Origin of the sequence: Labrys sp. 22185, assembly GCF_052045555.1 — a bacterium.
Classification (GTDB): domain Bacteria; phylum Pseudomonadota; class Alphaproteobacteria; order Rhizobiales; family Labraceae; genus Labrys; species Labrys neptuniae.
Genome location: NZ_JBQEPH010000002.1, coordinates 456491 through 473866 on the forward strand (window position 1 = coordinate 456491; position 17376 = coordinate 473866).

Below are 17376 nucleotides of genomic sequence, written 5' to 3' on the forward strand. Positions count from 1 at the left end.
GAGGAGGAAGCCGGCGCGCCGCTGAAGGGATCGGCGCCGGAGGCGGCCGCGCCGATGCGGCTGCGCGCAGAGGCTCCGCGCGTTACCCGGCTGTCGCGCAAGGTTCTCGCCGGGCTCGGCCTGGTGGCGAGCCTCGGCCTCGGCGGCGCGCTGGTCTACGCGCTCCAGACCCGCAACGGCGGGCGGCCGCCCGAGGAACTCTATTCGACCGACAACCGCTCGACGGCGGACGGCCTTCAGGGTCTGCCGCGGGACTATACCGGCGTGCCCCAGCTCGGGCCGCCATTGCCCGGCGATCTCGGCCGGCCGATCGTCAGCGCGCAGAACCGCGGCCAACCCGTGCCGGCGCCGGGCGTGGCGCCGGTGCAGCCCGGTATCAGCCCGGAAGAGCAGCGCCGGCTACAGGAGATCGAGACGGCGCGGACCAGCCGGCTGTTTGCGGCCTCGGAGGCGCGCACCATGACGCCGGCGACGACGAGCACGCAGACGCTGGCGCAGCCCGATCTCACGAGCCTTGGCCTCGCGCCGCCGGCGGCGACGCCAACGGCTCAGGAGCGGCAGCAGGCCTTCCTCAACGCTCCGGTTGACCGGCGCACTGTCGCGGCCGATCGCGTCGCCGCGCCGGCGTCGCCGAACATCCTGCAGGCGGGCGCGGTGATCTCGGCGGCGCTGATCACCGGCATCCGTTCCGACCTCCCGGGCCAGATCACCGCCCAGGTCACCGAGAACATCTACGACAGCCCGACCGGCCGCATCCTTCTGGTCCCGCAGGGCACCCGCGTCATCGGCCAGTACGACAACAACGTCCAGTTCGGGCAGAGCCGGGTCCTTCTGGTCTGGAACCGCCTGATCTTCCCGAATGGCCGCAGCATCGTGCTCGAACGCCAACCTGGCGCCGATGCCGAGGGCTATGCCGGCCTGCAAGACGGTGTCGACTACCACTGGTGGGATCTCGCCAAGGCTGCAGGACTCTCGACGCTCCTGAGTGTCGGCGCTGAACTCGCCACCAATGACGATGACCGGCTGATCCAGGCGATCCGCAACGGCGGCCAGGACACGATCAACGACGCTGGCCAGCAGATCATCCGTCGCCAGCTCAACATCGCGCCGACGCTGACGATCCGGCCGGGCTTCCCGGTTCGGGTGATCGTGACTCGCGACCTGATCCTAGAACCATATGGAGTTTAGCAATGGCGAAACTGAAGTTAGGGGCACTTATTGACGAAAAGCCGATCAAGGTAAGCATCGAAATACCTGCCACTCTCTATCGAGACTTAGTGCGATATGCCGAGTTGTTGGGACGTCAACAGGGCACAACAGTCTCAGATCCAGTTAGATTAATCGTTCCGATGCTCGACCGGTTCATGAAAACAGACCGCGGTTTTGTCCGGGGAGCGCGAGAAGAGCCCTAGGTGTCGCCGGGCGCCTCCATCCAACTTCCGAAGGTCACCGCAGCGCTCCACCCCCTAGTCGATCGGAAGCTGCTTCATGCAAGCACTGAACGATGTTTCGGTAGCCCAATCAGAGGATCCCTTCCTCCAGCGGCCCGCCAAAATGTGGGCGACGCTCAATAGGCGACGCAGCGCCGGATTGTCGTTTTTCGGCGACCAGACGGCGCTGAATGGCACGATATCCTCAGCGGCAGTGAGCGGACGAAGAACGAGCCCCGGCACCGCAACCGAATTCCATGCAGCAGAGACAAGCGTAATTCCTTGCCCGAGCGCTACCAGATTCATCAGGGTATCCTGCAATACCGCCTTCTCTTCGATGTTCGGATATGTGCTGAAATCTGCGCTCCGGCGCATGATATAGCTGTGCACCTCCGGGCCGGGCTCACTGCGGCTGACGATGAAATGGGCGTTCTGAAGAAGATTCCACTCGATCCGGTCCTTTGCCGCTAGCGGATGATCACTAGGCATTGCGACGTATACCCTTTCGCGCCAGAGTTCGGCCGTTTCGCACTTCTCGATAGGTCCGGCGCCCGTAATGAACGCAATGTCGAGTCGATGTGTACGTACTGCAGCCAAGTGTTCGCGTCGGCCTCCATCATGTACGTCAATTGACACCGAAGGAAACCTACTCGAGTAACAATGAAGGAGCTGTCGCAAGAACCCCCCAGCAAGCGACGTGAAGATTCCTACGCGAACAATCCCTACCTCTGCGCGCCCGACCGCCCCTGCTGAGCGCCGAGCCGCATCCAATTGCTCGACCGCTGGCATAGCATCTGCCAAGAATCGATGTCCGGCTTGAGTTAGCCGCACTCCGAAATGGCCTCGCTCGAAGAGCGACACTCCCAACAATTCTTCGAGTTGTTGGGCCGCGCGACTTACACTTGATTGATGTACTCCAAGGATTTCAGCGGCACGACGGAAGCTTCCGATCTCGGCAGCCGCCAACAGATATTGAAGGCGTCCGACGTCAATGTTCGCCTCAAGCTGGCCCCTGTGGCGGCGCACTTGCTTCGACGAACCTGTCGACGGCCCGCAGTTCGACCGAGCTGGACTCATCGGCCGCCTGTGTCTTCGACGCGCACGCAACGGCCGATGGGACAGGCCGGAATGGGACAAATGCTGCGATCGCAGAACCGGCATAAGCGCCACGCTTCAGATCGCCGTTCAGCGAGACCTTCCAGCATTAAATCAACGAACTCCGCGAAGACTACTCTCTGTTCCGAGCTCAACCGCTCCATGGAAGTGCGCGCAGCTTCCCGTCGCGCTTCAAATAATTGTCGACTTAGGGATTTGCCCGATGAGGTGCACGTAAGTTCTACCGCCCGCTGATCTGCCGGAGATACCCAGCGGCCGACCAACTCACGTTCCACAAGACGGTCAACTGATCTGACGGCAGCGGAGTGAGAGATATCTGCGGTCTGGGCGACGTGCCCGATGTTCACACCCGGATGTTCGTGGATGCATAGTAGAGTGGCCGCATCAGTCAAGGAAACACCGAGCTCGCGAAAGCTCGCAGCGACCCTGTCTGCAATCAAAATTGAGAGCGTCCCTAGGAGCGTTTCCGAGTCTGCTCCGCTACCCATAACCCTCACTCCTCAACCGAACACAAAACCCTATGTTCTTTGGTTTTGACACGGAATTGCCACCCCATCAGGATAATTACTGCACTTCCCAGTGTGTACCCGAGCGAGATCACCGCTACGGGCAGCAGGCCACCAACCAAGAATGGTGCGACAGCTTGAGTACCTGCCGCAGCGAGCCCGAGCGCGAGAAACATAAGAAGGCCCGACGCCCGGCCAACATATTCCGGGGCGACGTCGAGGGCGCGCGCCATCGTCGCCGGCCCTCTTAGACCTAGAGCGCCGCAAAACAGGACCCATGTCGCCACTAGCGCGGTTGCGGAGCGAGCTTCCAATAACGCCAGCGCGAGCATCGCAGCTGTGGCAACTACCTGCAGCACGACCCCTGCACCAATCAACCGATCGATACCATACGACGCAGTCAGCCGACCGCTCTGGGAAGCCGAAACAACGAAGGCGGATACGCCGAGAGCCTGGAGGATAGCGAACGTCTGCGGTTCAGCGCGCAGCCAGATTTGAACGACTTGCGGTGCGCTAGCAACAAAAGTCAAAAGCGCCGCGAAGCAGAGCGCATGGCCAAGAGCATACCCAATATAGGCAGCATCACGGAGTAACACCGTGTAACCGAATGAGTTCTTGCCGCCCTTCGCGCGCTGGTGTTCAGGGACGCTTCTCAATGCAAACGGTGTCAAGACGAGTGTGATACCAGTGACAATCCAAAAGCTGGCACGCCAATCCGTCACACTCAATAACGCAGTCCCTGCGATCGGTCCTACAGCCGGTATGAGACTCTCCGCGATACCTAGCCACGACATTGCACGAACCGTATCGCGGTCGCTGAACCGCTGCCGTATCAACGAAGGGACGACGACGGTCGCGGCGCCAACGCCTAAGCCCTGAAAAGCTCTTCCGACTATCAGAACGCCCATCGAAGGCGCCACCGCGCAGGCCATCCCAGCCAGGATTTGGAGCCCGATCGCGACTTTAAGGACTGCTTTCCCACCGAACCGATCAGCGGCTACCCCCCAGAGCAGCTGCGATAGCGCTAGGCTCGCCAGGAAGACGGCGAGCGTCGCCTGCGCTTGCGGAACGGTGCCGCCGATTTCCGAGGGCAGAGACGAGACGGAGGGTAGATATAGATCTGTTGCCAACAATCCCACGGCCGTGAGTATCGAAAGCGGAATCACCGCCCTCAGCGACGTACTGCTCATTCCAAGCCCCTTCCACCGGCAGATCGCGCCACCAGCAGAACCAGATAGCCCGTCCAATATATGCACGCGTCATACATATAAATTTTCGACGTCAGTTTGCAACTGAAAAATACGCGCGAGTGGCTGCCATCATGCGGGAATCGAGAGGATTTGAGCTCGCTCGCAAGCCGCACGCGGGTTCGTTCAGATTGTTTCTCCCAGTAAATCGCCTCAGTCGAGCTATATACCAAAGTACCCGGTGTGCTGGATTAGGTCCCAGCGATTGCCATAGAGGTCTTCGAAGACCGCAACGGTCCCATAATCCTCATGATGTGGCGGCCGAACAAACCTCACGCCTCGGCTTAGATATTTTTCGTAATCTCGCGCAAAATCATCTGTATCAATAAAAAGAAACACGCGGCCGCCACACTGGTCGCCGATCTGTCTCTCTTGACGCTCGTTACTAGCCTTCGCAAGCAGTATGCACCCATGGCCCGCTCCCTCCGGCGCAATAACGACCCAACGCTTTTCGTCGCTTAGTCGTTTGTCGACACGGACTTCGAAGCCAAGCCGTCCGACGAAGTAGTCGATCGCTTCATCATAATCACGCACCAGAAGCGACGTGAGAAACATTCTTTGCATAAGACCTCGCTTCTTATCTTTTCTTTCAACCGGCCAAGCTAACTCGCTCAGCTCGCAGTGCGGATTGAACCGAGGGTCGTTCTGCCAAAGCCGCTACGAGCGCCGTGAACCGGGGGTAGCGGTCATGCATGTTCAAGCCGATTCGATTGCCCCAACGGAAGAACACGAGAAGGAAAGCGTCCACAGCGGTAAAGGAAGTGCCAGATGCGTGAGCGTCACCGACTCGCTGCTCTATCGCTTGAAAACACTCAGCGATCGTCGCCTGCCCTTGCTTTTTGATACCTTCAAAGGCGCTCTCCGCCGCAGTGAAGCGTTGCGGCCGCCAGAGGCATCCGAAACCCTGACCATGCACCGTGCCTGAGAGCCAATTCAGCCACTCGAGCACCCGAACCTTTTCCATCGCGCTGCGACCCATCAATCCAAGCTCGGGCGCTCTAAGCGATATTGCGGCGGAGATGGCGGGAAGCTCCGTAATAACGTGCCCTTCAGTTGCCAAAACCGGCACCCTATTCTTTGGGTTCAGGCGGGTAAATTCGGACGTCAAATGGGCTCCGGAGGAGACGGGCGTTTCGATCGCCTCAAACGGCACGCGGATTTCATATAGGAGAATGTGCGGAGCTAATGAGCAGGCTCCCGGAGAGTACCAAAGCTTCAGCATGACGTACCTTGAATATGTAGACCGATCTACCTAACATATCTGGGGCCGTAAGCATGTCAAACATGGAAAAGCAATATGGGACACGCAACCAGAGGAAGGACAACCGGCGATGGCCGTGAGCGTCTCATAGACGCCGCGCGGGGATTGTTCCTCAGGCGAGGGGCGGCCAACGTTGGGATCAACGAGGTCACAGAGACCGCGGGCGTCGCTAGAATGACGCTTTATAATAATTTTCCGTCAAAGGAAGCTCTTACCGAAGCAGTCTATAAAGAAATGGCAGCAGATACGCTCGCGTCGCTAGAGCGAGCTTCATCGAACTATGAGACAGAAGCATCGCGCATCGGAGCGATTTTCGATTTTTACGAAGCGAGAACCAAGAAACCCCATTACCGAGGGTGCCCATTTATTCATGCGAGTTTGCAAGAGGCGGAACCACGCAGTCCCATCTACGAAATCGTGCAACAATATAAGCGAGGGCTTCGACGCCACATTCAAAACAGCCTTGAGCGGACAAGGTTGCGACGATCGGAGCTTGCTGATCAGATCGTGCTTCTACTCGATGGAGCAGTAATTGAGAGCTATTTGCGGGGAGTCTCTCGTCCGATGACAGCGGCGCGCAATGCCGCCGCCTCGTTATTGTTGTAGTTTGTTGTCCAGCATGACCCCGCCGGTGTGTACGCTATAGTGCGAAATTGCCGTACGCCTGCCCGAGGGGGCTTCCGTTATCAATACCTATCGTTCTCAATCGCCTCAGCAATGGCGGAGATTGAGAATGGCGCAGATCGACACTATGCAGCTTCGGAGAACGATCCGGCGGCAACAATTGCGTGAGATGGTGCCGATGGCTGACAGCACTATTTATGAAATGGAGCAACGTGGCGAATTCCCACGGCGTTTCGCGCTCTCCCCACGTTGCATCGTCTGGGATTTGGCCGAGGTCGAGGCTTGGTTGATCGCACGACGGACCAACCCGATCCGTCGTGCGCAACACCCTGACGTCACCAAGCGTAAATCCCGTCCAGTCAAAGGGCGGGATCGAGTTCCATCAAAGGCATAGCTGCAGGCAAGAGCGTGGGGGCATGCCTGCGACCGTCGACCCATGCGTCCACGGTGTCTGCCCACTCCTGCATCATGTGCCGACGCTGAACCTCGTATTCAGCCTTGTTATAGACTCCGCGCGACGAGCGACCGTCTTCGTGCGCCAAGCACTTCTCGATCCAATCCCTATTGAAACCCAGTTCGTTTAGCAGGGTCGAGCCTGTCCGCCGCAGGTCGTGAACCGTGAATGGTTCGAGTGGCAGCCCATCTTGCTTGGCCTGCTCCACGACCGAATATGTGACCCGATTGAACGTAGCGCGAGACATTGGAGCATCGGCGTCGTAGCGCGACGGCAACAGATACCGGGAGTTCCCGGCGCAGGTCTTGAGCGCAATCATGATGTCGAGAGTCTGGCGGCACAGATAGACGTTGTGCGCCTTTGACCGCTTCATCCGCTCCTTGGGAATTGTCCAAACAGCGTTCTCGAAGTCGACCTCGTCCCATACCGCGTCCTGCAGTTCGCTCTTACGCACCATTGTCAGTAGGAAGAGCCGCATCCCCAGCCGGATCGTCGGCAGCGTGGCGACCTTTTCCAGCTCTTTTAGCATCACTCGAATTTCGGCTGGCGACAGAGCCCGATCTTTCGGCGTGAACGTCGCGATCGACGCTGGTCCGACGTCGTCGGCCGGATTGGCCACCTTCTCGCCATGCAAGATCGCGAACCCGTAGATCTGCTTCAGGATGTCCCGGACATGGATCGCCGTCGCTGGAGCGCCGCGATCGACAATCTTTCCGCATTGGGCGCGAAGATCGTCCGGCGTGATCTCGGTAAGCAAGCGGTTGCGCCAAACTGGCAACAGCTCTCTTTCAAAGATGGAACGACGCATCGCGCGGGTGCTATCGGCCATCGGCGCGTTCACCAGCCACTTTTCGCCGAACTCCCCGAAGCTCTTCGCCTCCTTGATACGTCGCTTCTCGCGCTGCTTCTCAATCGCCGGCGAGCGGCCTTCGCTGATCGCTCGCCGCGCGTCTAGGCACAGTTCCCGAGCCCGCGCGAGCGAGATCCCATCTCGACCGTATTTGCCCAGGTAAACCGTCTCGCGTCGTCCATTGAGCCGATAGTCCAGCCTGAACGAGAGAGCGCCGGATGGCGCAACGCGCACATACATGCCATCGCGGTCCGTCACCTTGTAAATTTTATCTTGTGGTCTCAGCGCCTTGAGCGCCGCGTCCGTCAACATGGTATGCCTCCTCCAAAAAAGTACCGTCACGCGGTTTTGGGGGGCTCTCGTCGGAAAAGTCTGCGTATTGTCAGCAGCTTAGCGTCAAAAAAGTACCGTCAGGAGCCTCATCTGCCCTGACGGTACTTTCAAATTTCCACGTGATCAATATGCGCGAGGGCCGTCAAGCGGGCCGCCGCTTCTGATCTCTACGCACCGATAGGTGCCGATAGATAGAGATAGAAATATTTATTTTTATCAATGGGTTAGATCGTACTCTGGCGTAGTTTCGGATACGCTCGGATAGGCAAAAATCATTCCCACTCGATCGTCCCGGGTGGCTTCGACGTCACGTCGTAGACCACCCGGTTGATGCCCTTCACCTCGTTGATGATCCGGGTCGCGGCCCGGCCGAGAAAGTTCATGTCGAAGGGGAAGAAATCGGCGGTCATGCCGTCGACCGAGGTCACGGCGCGCAGGCCGCAGACGCTGTCATAGGTGCGCCCGTCACCCATCACGCCCACGGTGCGCACCGGCAGCAGCACGGCGAAAGCCTGCCAGATCTTGTCATAGAGGCCGGCCTTGCGGATCTCGTCGAGATAGATGGCATCGGCCGCGCGCAGCGTGTCGAGCTTTTCGCGCGTGATCTCGCCGGGAATGCGGATGGCGAGGCCCGGGCCCGGGAAGGGATGGCGGGCGACGAAGGCTTCGGTCAGGCCGAGTTCGCGGCCGAGCGCCCTGACTTCGTCCTTGAAGAGTTCGCGCAGCGGCTCCACCAGCTTCATGTTCATGCGCTCGGGCAGGCCGCCGACATTGTGGTGCGACTTGATCGTCACCGAGGGGCCCCCGGAGAAGGAGACGCTCTCGATCACGTCGGGATAGAGCGTGCCCTGGGCCAGGAATTCGGCCCCCCCGATCTTGCGGGCCTCTTCCTCGAAGACCTCGATGAAGAGGCGGCCGATGGTCTTGCGCTTCACTTCCGGATCGGTGACGCCGGCGAGCTCGCCGAGGAAGCGCTCGGACGCATCCACATGCACCAGGGGGATGTTGTAGTGCTCGCGGAAGAGGCCGACGACCTGGTCGGCTTCACCGGCCCGCATCAGGCCGTGATCGACGAAGACGCAGGTGAGCTGGTCGCCGATCGCCTCATGGATCAGCACGGCGGCCACGGAGGAGTCGACGCCGCCGGACAGGCCGCAAAGCACCCTGCCCTTGCCGACCTGCTTGCGGATCTTCTCGATCATCTCGGCCCGATAGGCCGCCATGGTCCAGTCCGACTCGATGCCGACGATCTTCTGCACGAAGTTCTTCAGGAGCTTGCCGCCATCGGGCGTGTGCACCACCTCGGGATGGAACATGGTGGTGTAGTAGCGCCGTTCCTCGTTCACCGCGATGGCAAAGGGCGCATTCTCGGAGGTGCCAACCACCTTGAAGCCGGCGGGCAGCTCTGTGACGCGGTCGCCATGGCTCATCCACACCGGATAGTGCTTGCCCGGCTCCCAGAAACCGTCGAACAGCGGGCTCGCCTCGAGGATCTCGACATCGGCACGGCCGAACTCGGCGGCGTGCCCGCCCTCGACTTTGCCGCCCAGCTGGGTCGCCAGCGTCTGCTGGCCATAGCAGATCGCCAGGATCGGCACGCCGGCATCGAACACCGCCTGCGGTGCCCGGGGGCTGCCGGCCGTCGTCACCGAAGCCGGGCCGCCGGAGAAGATCACGCCCTTCGGCTTCAGTCTCTCGAAGGCCTCGGCGGCGCTCTGGAAGGGATGGATCTCGCAATAGACGCCGACTTCGCGCACGCGGCGTGCGATCAGCTGGGTGACTTGCGAACCGAAATCGATGATGAGGATGGCGTTGTGTGTCATGGCAGGGAGGTAGTCGACCGGGGCTTTCGATGCAACCGAGGGAGGATCAATTTCTTGCAAATACGCACAAATGAAGAGAGGAAATCGGCTCCATCTTTGTGATTCTGCGCAGAACCGATCCATCGGCCACGAAAATCACGTACTCTTTTATTCTGCCGTACAGGACCGCGTCTGCGAAGCCTTCTCGACCCAGGATGCGTAGGCCGCGGGCTCGAGAATAGTCAGATCCAGGGTCTTGCGGCTCGTTTTGCCCACCTTCTCGATAGTTGCCTGCGCAACAAGGCGCCCGACCTTCGCCGGCTTCATGGTCTTTTTCGTTCAGACGGCCTGGTATCGCGTCAATCGTCACGCCGAGTTCGGGGATGCTCAACGTGTGAATGACATCGACGGAAGTGACCCGCAGCATGACTTCCTTGCCCGCCGGCAGGATGATCGGTCCGCGCTCGATGCAGATTGCGATCTCCGGACCGCCACTGTCGTCACTCGCAAACCAATACTCGGAGCGCCATCCCTCCTCACGAGCCGTCAGGAGGACCGTGCGCGCCGGTAGCTTTAGATCGCTGCGAAACAGCAGGTCGAAGGCGGATGCCGCACCATCGGACGCCGACGCTGTGCCGAATGCACAGAAGCCTGCAAGGCCAGCCGCAGCCAAGCTCGCAAGATCCCATAATCGCTTCATCCGTGCCCCCGAACATCATGCAATCAGGGAAGATGCATCATCGCTCAATGCGAGGACAAATCGACGCCGATCAAGCCCGGTGCAGCAGGGCGATGAAAAAGCCGTCGGTGCCGGAGCGGTGGGGCGAAAGCTGCAGGCCGGTGCCGCCCGACGAGCCGAACCGCGCGAAAGCCGAGAGCCCCGCGCCCTTGGCCAGCTCCGACAGGGGTGCAGCGGTGAAATCGGCATGGTCGGCCAGGAAAGCCTTCACCGAGGCATCGTTTTCTTCCGGCAGCACCGAACAGGTGACGAAGACCAGCCGCCCGCCTGGTTTCACCGCCCTGGCCCCGGCCTTCAGCACGGTGGCCTGGTCCTTCTGGCGGTCGGCTAGGCTGGACGGGCGCATGCGCCATTTGGTGTCCGGGCTGCGGCGCCAGGTGCCGGTTCCCGAGCAGGGCGCATCCACCAGCACCAGATCCATGCGGCCGTCGAGGTCGTCGATTGGCAAACTTCCCCGTGGCGTGCGGACCTGGACGTTGCGCACCCCTGCCCTGGCAAGCCGGTCATGGATCGGCGCCAGGCGGCGCTTGTCGCTGTCGGTGGCGAAAACCTGCCCCTTGTTCTCCATGGCGGCCGCGAATTCCAGCGTCTTGCCGCCGCCACCGGCGCAGAGGTCGAGCACCTGCTCGCCGGGTTTGGCCGCCGCGACGAGGCCGGCCAATTGCGAGCCTTCATCCTGGACCTCGAACCAGCCCTTCTGGAAGCTCTCCTCGGATTGGATGGCCGGGCTGCGGCCGTCAGGGCCGAGCGGCACGCGCACGCCCCAGCGCGACAGCGGCGTCGCGCTGGCGTGGAGCGGCTCGAGTTCGGCGAGGAGCTTGTCCCGCGAAGCCTTCAACGTATTGACGCGCAGATCCACCGGCGCGCGCTCGGCCAAAGCCCGCCCCTCGGCAATGGCGTCCTCGCCGAAGGCCGTCTCGAAGGAAGACCACAGCCAGTTCGGAACGTCCGCCTGGATATCGGGCGCCGCCTGCTCGAGCTTGCGCTCGGCCAGCGCCTTGCGCTCGTCCTCCGTCAGGGGTTCGGGCGCGAAGCGCTCGCCGGTGAACAGGGCGTCGAGCGTTTCGATCGTCTCGCCGCGCTGCAGGACCAGCATGCCGATCAGCGCGGCGCGGGGCGCCTCGCTGTCCATCAGCCAGCGTGCCGAGGCTCGGCGGCGCAGCGTGTCGTAGACCAGCCCGGCCAGCGCCGCCCGGTCGCCTGAGCCGGCGAAGCGATGGGAGAGACCCCAATCCTTGAGCGCATCGGCGGCGGGACGGCGTCGGGCTTCGATATCGGCCAGGATCTCGATGGCGGCGGACAGACGAGCGGAGGGGGTCAAGGATCACCTGGGAGCACGAAGGCTTGGGAGCGCGGACATCCTGTCCGCTCTTGGAAACACGACAGTTGCAAATAAGGAATAAGAGCGGACATCGCGACATTTCTCCATGTCGCTGCGATGTCCGCGCTCCATCAATTCCGTCCCGGATAGTTCGGGCTCTCGCGGGTGATGGTCACATCATGCACGTGGCTTTCGCGCAGACCCGCATTGGAGATGCGCACGAACCGCGCCCGCTCCTGGAAATCCGTGATCGTCTCGGCGCCGACATAGCCCATCGAGGCGCGCAGGCCGCCGGCGAGTTGGTGCAGCACCGCCGAGACCGGGCCCTTATAGGCCACCTGGCCTTCGATGCCCTCCGGCACCAGCTTCATCGAATCCTTGATGTCGGCCTGGAAATAACGGTCAGCTGAGCCGGCGGACATGGCACCGATCGAGCCCATGCCGCGATAGGATTTGTAGGAGCGGCCCTGGTAGAGATAGACCTCGCCAGGCGTCTCGTCGGTGCCGGCCAGCATCGAGCCGACCATGGCAACCGAAGCACCGGCCGCGATCGCCTTGGCAAAGTCGCCGGAGGTCTTGATACCGCCATCGGCGATGACAGGCACGTCATGCTCGCGCGCGGCATTGGCCGAGTCGATGATGGCGGTGAGCTGCGGCACGCCGACACCGGCCACGATGCGGGTGGTGCAGATCGAGCCCGGGCCAATGCCGACCTTGATGGAATCGGCGCCCGCACCGATCAGGGCGCGCGTCGCCTCGCCGGTGGCGACATTGCCGGCCACCACCTGCACGGAATTGGACTGGCGCTTGATGCGCGACACCGCATCCAGCACCTTCTGCGAATGGCCATGGGCCGTGTCGACCACGATCATGTCGACGCCGGCATCGATCAGCATTTCGGAACGGGCATGGCCGCCATCGCCGACGGTGGAAGCCGCCGCGACGCGCAGGCGCCCCTGCTCGTCCTTGCAGGCATTGGGGTGCAGCGTGGCCTTCTCGATGTCCTTGACGGTCATCAGGCCGACGCAGCGATAGGCCTCGTCGACCACCACCAGCTTCTCGATGCGGAACTGATGCAGCAGGCGCTTGGCCTCTTCCTGCGCCACACCGGTCTTGACGGTGACCAGGCGTTCCTTGGTCATCAACTCGGCCACGGGCTGGTCGAGCTTGTCGGCAAAGCGCACGTCGCGATTGGTGAGGATGCCGACCAGGATGCCGGGCACGCCGGGAGCGGCGCCGGTGACGACAGGAATGCCGGAAATGCGATGGCGCTTCATCAGGGCCAGCGCGTCTGCCAGCGTGGCCTCCGGCGGAATGGTAATCGGGTTCACCACCATGCCGCTCTCGAAACGCTTGACCTGGCGAACCTGTTCGGCCTGCTCTTCGGGGGTAAGGTTGCGGTGGATCACGCCGATGCCGCCATTCTGCGCCATGGCAATCGCCATGTTCGCCTCGGTGACGGTATCCATCGCCGAAGCCAGCAGCGGCAGGTTGACGGAGATGGAACGGGTGACGCGCGAACGGATGTCAGCCTGGGCCGGGAGCACCTCGGAGTGCCCGGGCGTCAGCAGCACATCGTCAAAGGTGAGCGCTTCAGGGAAAAGCGATGAATCAACGATGCGTGTCATTGCCAACTCTCAATCAGTAAAAGCGGAATCGATCCTGCTTCGGGGGGCTGGAATCCGTGCCGCCGGAGCTGGGTTGGCGCGATCGTTTACCATTTGAAATCGACAAGGGAAAGACAGGCAGTCGTCTTTTTACTGCCTGTCAGCCATGCATTTTTAGTCATCACGAAAAATTCGGTGTGCCGGTCTGAAGACCGGCACACCGGATCACGCAGACTTCGTCAGCGGCAGCACGTTGTGCAGCGTCTGGTCTGCGCCTTCCATGAACTTGCGGATGTTGCGCGCCGCCTGGCGGATGCGCTGCTCGTTCTCGACGAAGGCGATGCGCACGAAATCGTCGCCATGCTCGCCGAAGCCGATGCCGGGCGCCACCGCGACCGAGGCTTTCTCGATCAGGAGCTTGGAGAACTCCACCGAGCCCAGCTCCTTGAACTTGGGCGGGATCGGTGCCCAGGCGAACATCGAGGCTGGCGGAATCGGCACGTCCCACCCGGCACGGGCAAAACTCTCCACCAGGGCATCGCGGCGCTTGCGATAGGTCTCGCGCATTTCGGCGATGCAGTCTTCCGGCCCGTTCAGCGCGGCAGCAGCAGCAACCTGGATCGGCGTATAGGCACCATAATCGAGATAGGACTTCACGCGGGCAAGCGCGGCGCAGAGCCGCTCATTGCCGACCGCAAAGCCCATGCGCCAGCCCGCCATCGAGAAGGTCTTGGACAGGGTGGTGAACTCGACGGCGACATCCATCGCTCCCGGGATCTGCAGCACGGACGGCGTCGGCTCACTGCCGAAATAGATTTCCGAATAGGCCAGGTCCGACAGCACGAACAGGTCGTTCGCCTTGGCGAAGGCGATCAGGTCCCGGTAGAAATCGAGGCTTGCGACGCAGGCCGTCGGATTGGCGGGATAGGAGACGATCACCGCGATCGGCTTGGGGATCGAATGCTTCACCGCGCGCTCGGCGGAACGGAAGAAGTCCTCGTTCGGTTCGGCCGGGACGGAACGGATGACGCCCCCTGCCATCAGGAAGCCGAAGGCATGGATCGGGTAGGACGGATTGGGACACAGCACCACGTCGCCGGGCGCGGTGATGGCGGTCGCCATATTGGCGAAGCCTTCCTTGGATCCCAGCGTGGCGACGACCTGGGTGTCCGGATTGAGCTTCACGCCGAAGCGGCGGGCGTAATAATTGGCCTGGGCCTTGCGCAGGCCCGGAATGCCCTTGGACGCCGAATAGCGATTGGTCCGCGGCTTCTGGGCCGTCTCGATCAGCTTGTCGGTGATGAATTTCGGCGTGGGCAGGTCCGGATTGCCCATGCCCAGGTCGATGATGTCGGCCCCCTGCCCGCGCGCTGCCGCCTTCACCCGGTTGACCTGCTCGAAGACATAGGGCGGCAAACGGCGGGTTGAGTAAAAGTCGGACATGACGGTGCTTTCGCGCGATGGCGCATTCAGGGTTACGGGGAGCGAACCTCTAAATCATTTCGAAGAATGATGGCAAAAGAAATGCCAAAAATCTGCGCCGGTCGTGAAAAATCGATCCACGACAATGCGATATCGATCATTGCGGCGGGAAGAAGCCGACATGCTTGCGCTGGGACGGGGGAACGCGCTTCTGGGCTACCTTGCGGTTGGCCTGCGCCCGTGCCTTGAGTTCCTCGGGGCTCGGCTGCCGGCCCGGCGTCGCCAATAGGCTGGCCTCCAGCGCCTTACGCTCGCTCATGGACAGAATCTGGTCACTGCGCGGCGGCGGCAAAGCGCCGATCCGCGGATAGACGTTGGGTTGGCTCGTGCGGGACTGCGTCACGAAGGGTTGAGGCGTCGGTAACGGACCCGAGGTCAGCCCGAGGCGCTTGCTGGTCTGGCCGGAGCCGCCGGCACAGCTGGCAAGCCCGATGCCAGCCACTGCGGCGACGACGAGGAAGGAATGGATCCGCATGACGTTCTCGCAATTTCTCCCCTCTCTTATAGAGCGCTGGCCGATCGGCAAACAGGGAAAATCGATGAAATCACCGTCATGGTTCACAAAGCGATGCGAAGAAGCATTCACAGGAAGGAAAAACATGTTCTAATGAAGGGCCGTAAAGAGCCAAGATGGGGCGTGATGAAGAACGAGAAAAACTCCAATCCCCCTCCCTCGGCCGAGTCGCTGGCCTCCTTTGGACCGGTCGACATCGAAACGCTTGCCCGCAATATGGGGCGTGCTGTGGAGGAAGGCGGCAAGGCTCTGGCGGCCTATCTGCGCCCACGGGAGGACGGCAGGGTCAAGAGCGACATCACGGAGGAGGTCGCCGACGCAGTCAATTCCATCGGTCATCTGGCGCAATATTGGCTGTCCGACCCGCAGCGCGCCCTGCAGGCCCAGACCAGCCTCGCCAGTGGTTTCATGTCCCTGTGGGCCTCCTCGCTGCAGCGTATGGCCGGTGAGGAAGCCAAGCCTGCTGCGGAGCCCGACCCCAAGGACGCTCGCTTTCGCGACCCCGAATGGAGCCAGAACCAGTATTTCGACCTGCTCAAGCAGGCCTATCTGATTACCAGCCGCTGGGCGGAAAAGCTGGTGCATGAGGCCGATGGCCTGGAGCCGCGCCTGCGCCACAAGGCCGATTTCTATGTGCGGCAGGTCTCGGCCGCGATCTCGCCGAGCAATTTCATCGCCACCAATCCTTCGCTCATTCGCGACACGCTGGCCGAGAACGGCGAAAACCTGGTGCGCGGCCTGGAAATGCTGAAAGAGGATATCGATGCCGGCGATGGCGATCTGAAGATCCGCCAGTCCGACACCTCGAAATTCGAGGTAGGCGTCAATCTCGCCACCACACCGGGCAAGGTGGTTTTCCGCAACGCCACCATGGAGCTGCTGCAATATACGCCGACGACGGCCAGCGTGCTGAAGCGGCCCATCCTGATCTGCCCGCCCTGGATCAACAAATTCTACGTGCTCGACCTGACGCCCGAAAAGAGCTTCATCAAATGGTGCGTCGACCAGGGCCTGACCGTCTTCGTGATCTCCTGGGTGAACCCGGACGAGAAGCAGCGCAACAAGGGCTTCCTGGAATATATGAAGGAAGGGCCGGTCGCCGCCCTCGACGAGATCGGCAAGATCACCGGTGAGAAGGAAGTCTCCGCCATCGGCTATTGCGTCGGCGGCACCCTGCTCTCGGTGACGCTGGCCTGGCTGGCTGCCAAGGGCGATACCCGCATAACCTCGGCCACCTTGTTCGCCACCCAGGTCGATTTCGACAAGGCCGGCGACCTCAAGGTCTTCGCCGACGAGGACCATATCCAATGGATCGAGAAGACCATGGCCGAGCACGGCTATTTTCCCGGTTCCAAGATGGCCGCCGCCTTCAACATGCTGCGCAGCCAGGAATTGATCTGGCCCTATCTCGTCAACAATTACATGCGCGGCAAGCAGCCCACGCCCTTCGACCTGCTCTATTGGAATGCGGATGCCACCCGCATGCCCGAGAAGAACCACTCCTTCTATCTGCGCAACTGCTATCTGGAGAACAATCTCACGCGCGGGCGCATGGTGGTGGGTGACGAGACCCTCGATCTCAAGAAGGTGAAGATCCCGATCTATGAGCTGGCGACCCGCGAGGATCACATCGCCCCGCCCAATTCCGTCTTCATCGGTGCCCAGGCCTTTGGCGGGCCGGTGCGCTACGTCCTGTCCGGCTCCGGTCACATTGCCGGCGTGGTGAACCCGCCCGCCCGCAAGAAATACCAGTACTGGCTCGGTGGCGCCGTCGCCGGCAGCTATGAGGACTGGCTGGAGGGAGCCACCGAACACCCCGGTTCCTGGTGGCCGGACTGGTTGACTTGGCTGAAGAAGCAGGCCCCCGAGGAGGTTCCTGCCGACAAGCGCAAGCCGGGCGGACGCCGCAAGCCTCTCGGCGACGCGCCGGGAAGTTATGTGCGCGTGAAATCCTAAATCCGGATTGGACGGCTCAGGTGGCCCTGCAATGCGCAGGGCCACATCTGGTTATCTGCCTTGATTTTACGGTCAAATCAGCAGAACTTCCGCATGGCATACCCCAACGATAAAAGTCGTCATCGGGAAGCCAT

17 protein-coding genes are annotated in these 17376 nt (G+C 61.4%); 5 read left to right on the forward strand and 12 right to left on the reverse strand.

The annotated features are described in order from the left end of the window. The first annotated feature begins 54 nt into the window (after nt 1-54). Nucleotides 55-1188: a TrbI/VirB10 family protein gene (locus ACTJKX_RS06745; protein WP_440724873.1), complete on the forward strand. Its 1134-nt coding sequence runs from the start codon at nt 55-57 to the stop codon at nt 1186-1188. A gap of 2 nt (nt 1189-1190) precedes the next feature. Continuing rightward, complete coding sequence (locus ACTJKX_RS06750; protein WP_440724791.1) at nt 1191-1412, forward strand: DUF2274 domain-containing protein; 222 nt, start codon at nt 1191-1193, stop codon at nt 1410-1412. Between the two features lie 54 nt (nt 1413-1466). Here the strand turns inward: ACTJKX_RS06750 and ACTJKX_RS06755 are convergent, their stop codons facing one another. From ACTJKX_RS06755 to ACTJKX_RS06775, 5 genes are all read right to left on the reverse strand, one after another. Further along, entirely contained in the window at nt 1467-2591 is a 1125-nt protein-coding gene (locus tag ACTJKX_RS06755; RefSeq protein WP_440724792.1) for a LysR family transcriptional regulator, read from the reverse strand. After that, nucleotides 2504-3034: a MarR family winged helix-turn-helix transcriptional regulator gene (locus tag ACTJKX_RS06760; protein WP_440724793.1), complete on the reverse strand. Its 531-nt coding sequence runs from the start codon at nt 3032-3034 to the stop codon at nt 2504-2506. Before ACTJKX_RS06760 ends, ACTJKX_RS06755 begins: the two co-directional genes overlap by 88 nt. A 5-nt stretch (nt 3035-3039) precedes the next feature. Beyond that, a complete protein-coding gene (locus ACTJKX_RS06765; RefSeq protein WP_440724794.1) occupies nt 3040-4242 on the reverse strand; it encodes an MFS transporter in 1203 nt (400 codons plus the stop codon). Nucleotides 4243-4461: 219 nt separating this feature from the next. After that, the gene (locus tag ACTJKX_RS06770; RefSeq protein WP_440724795.1) at nt 4462-4854 is read right to left on the reverse strand and encodes a VOC family protein; all 393 of its coding nucleotides are present in this window, start codon (nt 4852-4854) and stop codon (nt 4462-4464) included. A gap of 34 nt (nt 4855-4888) precedes the next feature. Beyond that, nucleotides 4889-5521 carry a glutathione S-transferase family protein gene (locus ACTJKX_RS06775; RefSeq protein WP_440724796.1) on the reverse strand — a complete coding sequence of 211 codons (633 nt, stop codon included), beginning with the start codon at nt 5519-5521 and terminating at the stop codon, nt 4889-4891. Between the two features lie 75 nt (nt 5522-5596). Between ACTJKX_RS06775 and ACTJKX_RS06780 the strand changes: the two genes are divergently transcribed. Beyond that, nucleotides 5597-6166 carry a TetR/AcrR family transcriptional regulator gene (locus tag ACTJKX_RS06780; RefSeq protein ID WP_440724797.1) on the forward strand — a complete coding sequence of 190 codons (570 nt, stop codon included), beginning with the start codon at nt 5597-5599 and terminating at the stop codon, nt 6164-6166. Nucleotides 6167-6293: 127 nt separating this feature from the next. Beyond that, nucleotides 6294-6578: a helix-turn-helix transcriptional regulator gene (locus tag ACTJKX_RS06785; protein ID WP_440724798.1), complete on the forward strand. Its 285-nt coding sequence runs from the start codon at nt 6294-6296 to the stop codon at nt 6576-6578. On the opposite strand, the gene ACTJKX_RS06790 is transcribed toward ACTJKX_RS06785, so the two are convergent. The 7 genes from ACTJKX_RS06790 to ACTJKX_RS06820 form a co-directional block, all read right to left on the reverse strand. Next, on the reverse strand, nt 6544-7800 hold the full coding sequence (locus ACTJKX_RS06790) for a tyrosine-type recombinase/integrase (protein WP_440724799.1): 1257 nt from the start codon (nt 7798-7800) through the stop codon (nt 6544-6546). The two genes, ACTJKX_RS06785 and ACTJKX_RS06790, sit on opposite strands and share 35 nt — an antisense overlap. A gap of 293 nt (nt 7801-8093) precedes the next feature. Then, on the reverse strand, nt 8094-9644 hold the full coding sequence (gene guaA, locus ACTJKX_RS06795; protein WP_440724800.1) for a glutamine-hydrolyzing GMP synthase: 1551 nt from the start codon (nt 9642-9644) through the stop codon (nt 8094-8096). Nucleotides 9645-9690: 46 nt separating this feature from the next. Continuing rightward, on the reverse strand, nt 9691-10323 hold the full coding sequence (locus ACTJKX_RS06800; RefSeq protein WP_440724801.1) for a hypothetical protein: 633 nt from the start codon (nt 10321-10323) through the stop codon (nt 9691-9693). A gap of 70 nt (nt 10324-10393) precedes the next feature. Further along, nucleotides 10394-11683 (reverse strand): RsmB/NOP family class I SAM-dependent RNA methyltransferase, encoded by a 1290-nt coding sequence (locus ACTJKX_RS06805; protein WP_440724802.1) that lies wholly within the window; start codon nt 11681-11683, stop codon nt 10394-10396. Between the two features lie 131 nt (nt 11684-11814). Continuing rightward, nucleotides 11815-13311 (reverse strand): IMP dehydrogenase, encoded by a 1497-nt coding sequence (guaB, locus tag ACTJKX_RS06810; protein ID WP_367622627.1) that lies wholly within the window; start codon nt 13309-13311, stop codon nt 11815-11817. Between the two features lie 204 nt (nt 13312-13515). Beyond that, the gene (locus tag ACTJKX_RS06815) at nt 13516-14733 is read right to left on the reverse strand and encodes an LL-diaminopimelate aminotransferase (RefSeq protein WP_394309161.1); all 1218 of its coding nucleotides are present in this window, start codon (nt 14731-14733) and stop codon (nt 13516-13518) included. Nucleotides 14734-14869: 136 nt separating this feature from the next. Further along, nucleotides 14870-15247, reverse strand: a complete 378-nt coding sequence (locus ACTJKX_RS06820; protein ID WP_311938248.1) for a hypothetical protein — start codon at nt 15245-15247, stop codon at nt 14870-14872. A gap of 165 nt (nt 15248-15412) precedes the next feature. Here ACTJKX_RS06820 and ACTJKX_RS06825 point away from each other — a divergent pair, with 165 nt between their 5' ends. Beyond that, nucleotides 15413-17242, forward strand: a complete 1830-nt coding sequence (locus ACTJKX_RS06825) for a PHA/PHB synthase family protein (RefSeq protein ID WP_440724803.1) — start codon at nt 15413-15415, stop codon at nt 17240-17242. The last annotated feature ends 134 nt before the right edge of the window (nt 17243-17376 follow it).

Excerpts from the sequence above, each read along its gene's own strand:
- ACTJKX_RS06820 (WP_311938248.1), bottom strand. The coding sequence starts at position 15,247 with ATGCGGATCCATTCCTTCCTCGTCGTCGCCGCAGTGGCTGGCATCGGG.
- ACTJKX_RS06790 (WP_440724799.1), bottom strand. The coding sequence starts at position 7,800 with ATGTTGACGGACGCGGCGCTCAAGGCGCTGAGACCACAAGATAAAATT.
- ACTJKX_RS06750 (WP_440724791.1), top strand. The coding sequence starts at position 1,191 with ATGGCGAAACTGAAGTTAGGGGCACTTATTGACGAAAAGCCGATCAAG.
- ACTJKX_RS06815 (WP_394309161.1), bottom strand. The coding sequence starts at position 14,733 with ATGTCCGACTTTTACTCAACCCGCCGTTTGCCGCCCTATGTCTTCGAG.
- guaA (WP_440724800.1), bottom strand. The coding sequence starts at position 9,644 with ATGACACACAACGCCATCCTCATCATCGATTTCGGTTCGCAAGTCACC.
- ACTJKX_RS06825 (WP_440724803.1), top strand. The coding sequence starts at position 15,413 with ATGAAGAACGAGAAAAACTCCAATCCCCCTCCCTCGGCCGAGTCGCTG.
- ACTJKX_RS06765 (WP_440724794.1), bottom strand. The coding sequence starts at position 4,242 with ATGAGCAGTACGTCGCTGAGGGCGGTGATTCCGCTTTCGATACTCACG.
- ACTJKX_RS06785 (WP_440724798.1), top strand. The coding sequence starts at position 6,294 with ATGGCGCAGATCGACACTATGCAGCTTCGGAGAACGATCCGGCGGCAA.
- guaB (WP_367622627.1), bottom strand. The coding sequence starts at position 13,311 with ATGACACGCATCGTTGATTCATCGCTTTTCCCTGAAGCGCTCACCTTT.
- ACTJKX_RS06780 (WP_440724797.1), top strand. The coding sequence starts at position 5,597 with ATGGGACACGCAACCAGAGGAAGGACAACCGGCGATGGCCGTGAGCGT.
- ACTJKX_RS06770 (WP_440724795.1), bottom strand. The coding sequence starts at position 4,854 with ATGTTTCTCACGTCGCTTCTGGTGCGTGATTATGATGAAGCGATCGAC.
- ACTJKX_RS06760 (WP_440724793.1), bottom strand. The coding sequence starts at position 3,034 with ATGGGTAGCGGAGCAGACTCGGAAACGCTCCTAGGGACGCTCTCAATT.
- ACTJKX_RS06800 (WP_440724801.1), bottom strand. The coding sequence starts at position 10,323 with ATGAAGCGATTATGGGATCTTGCGAGCTTGGCTGCGGCTGGCCTTGCA.
- ACTJKX_RS06775 (WP_440724796.1), bottom strand. The coding sequence starts at position 5,521 with ATGCTGAAGCTTTGGTACTCTCCGGGAGCCTGCTCATTAGCTCCGCAC.
- ACTJKX_RS06755 (WP_440724792.1), bottom strand. The coding sequence starts at position 2,591 with ATGCCGGTTCTGCGATCGCAGCATTTGTCCCATTCCGGCCTGTCCCAT.
- ACTJKX_RS06745 (WP_440724873.1), top strand. The coding sequence starts at position 55 with ATGCGGCTGCGCGCAGAGGCTCCGCGCGTTACCCGGCTGTCGCGCAAG.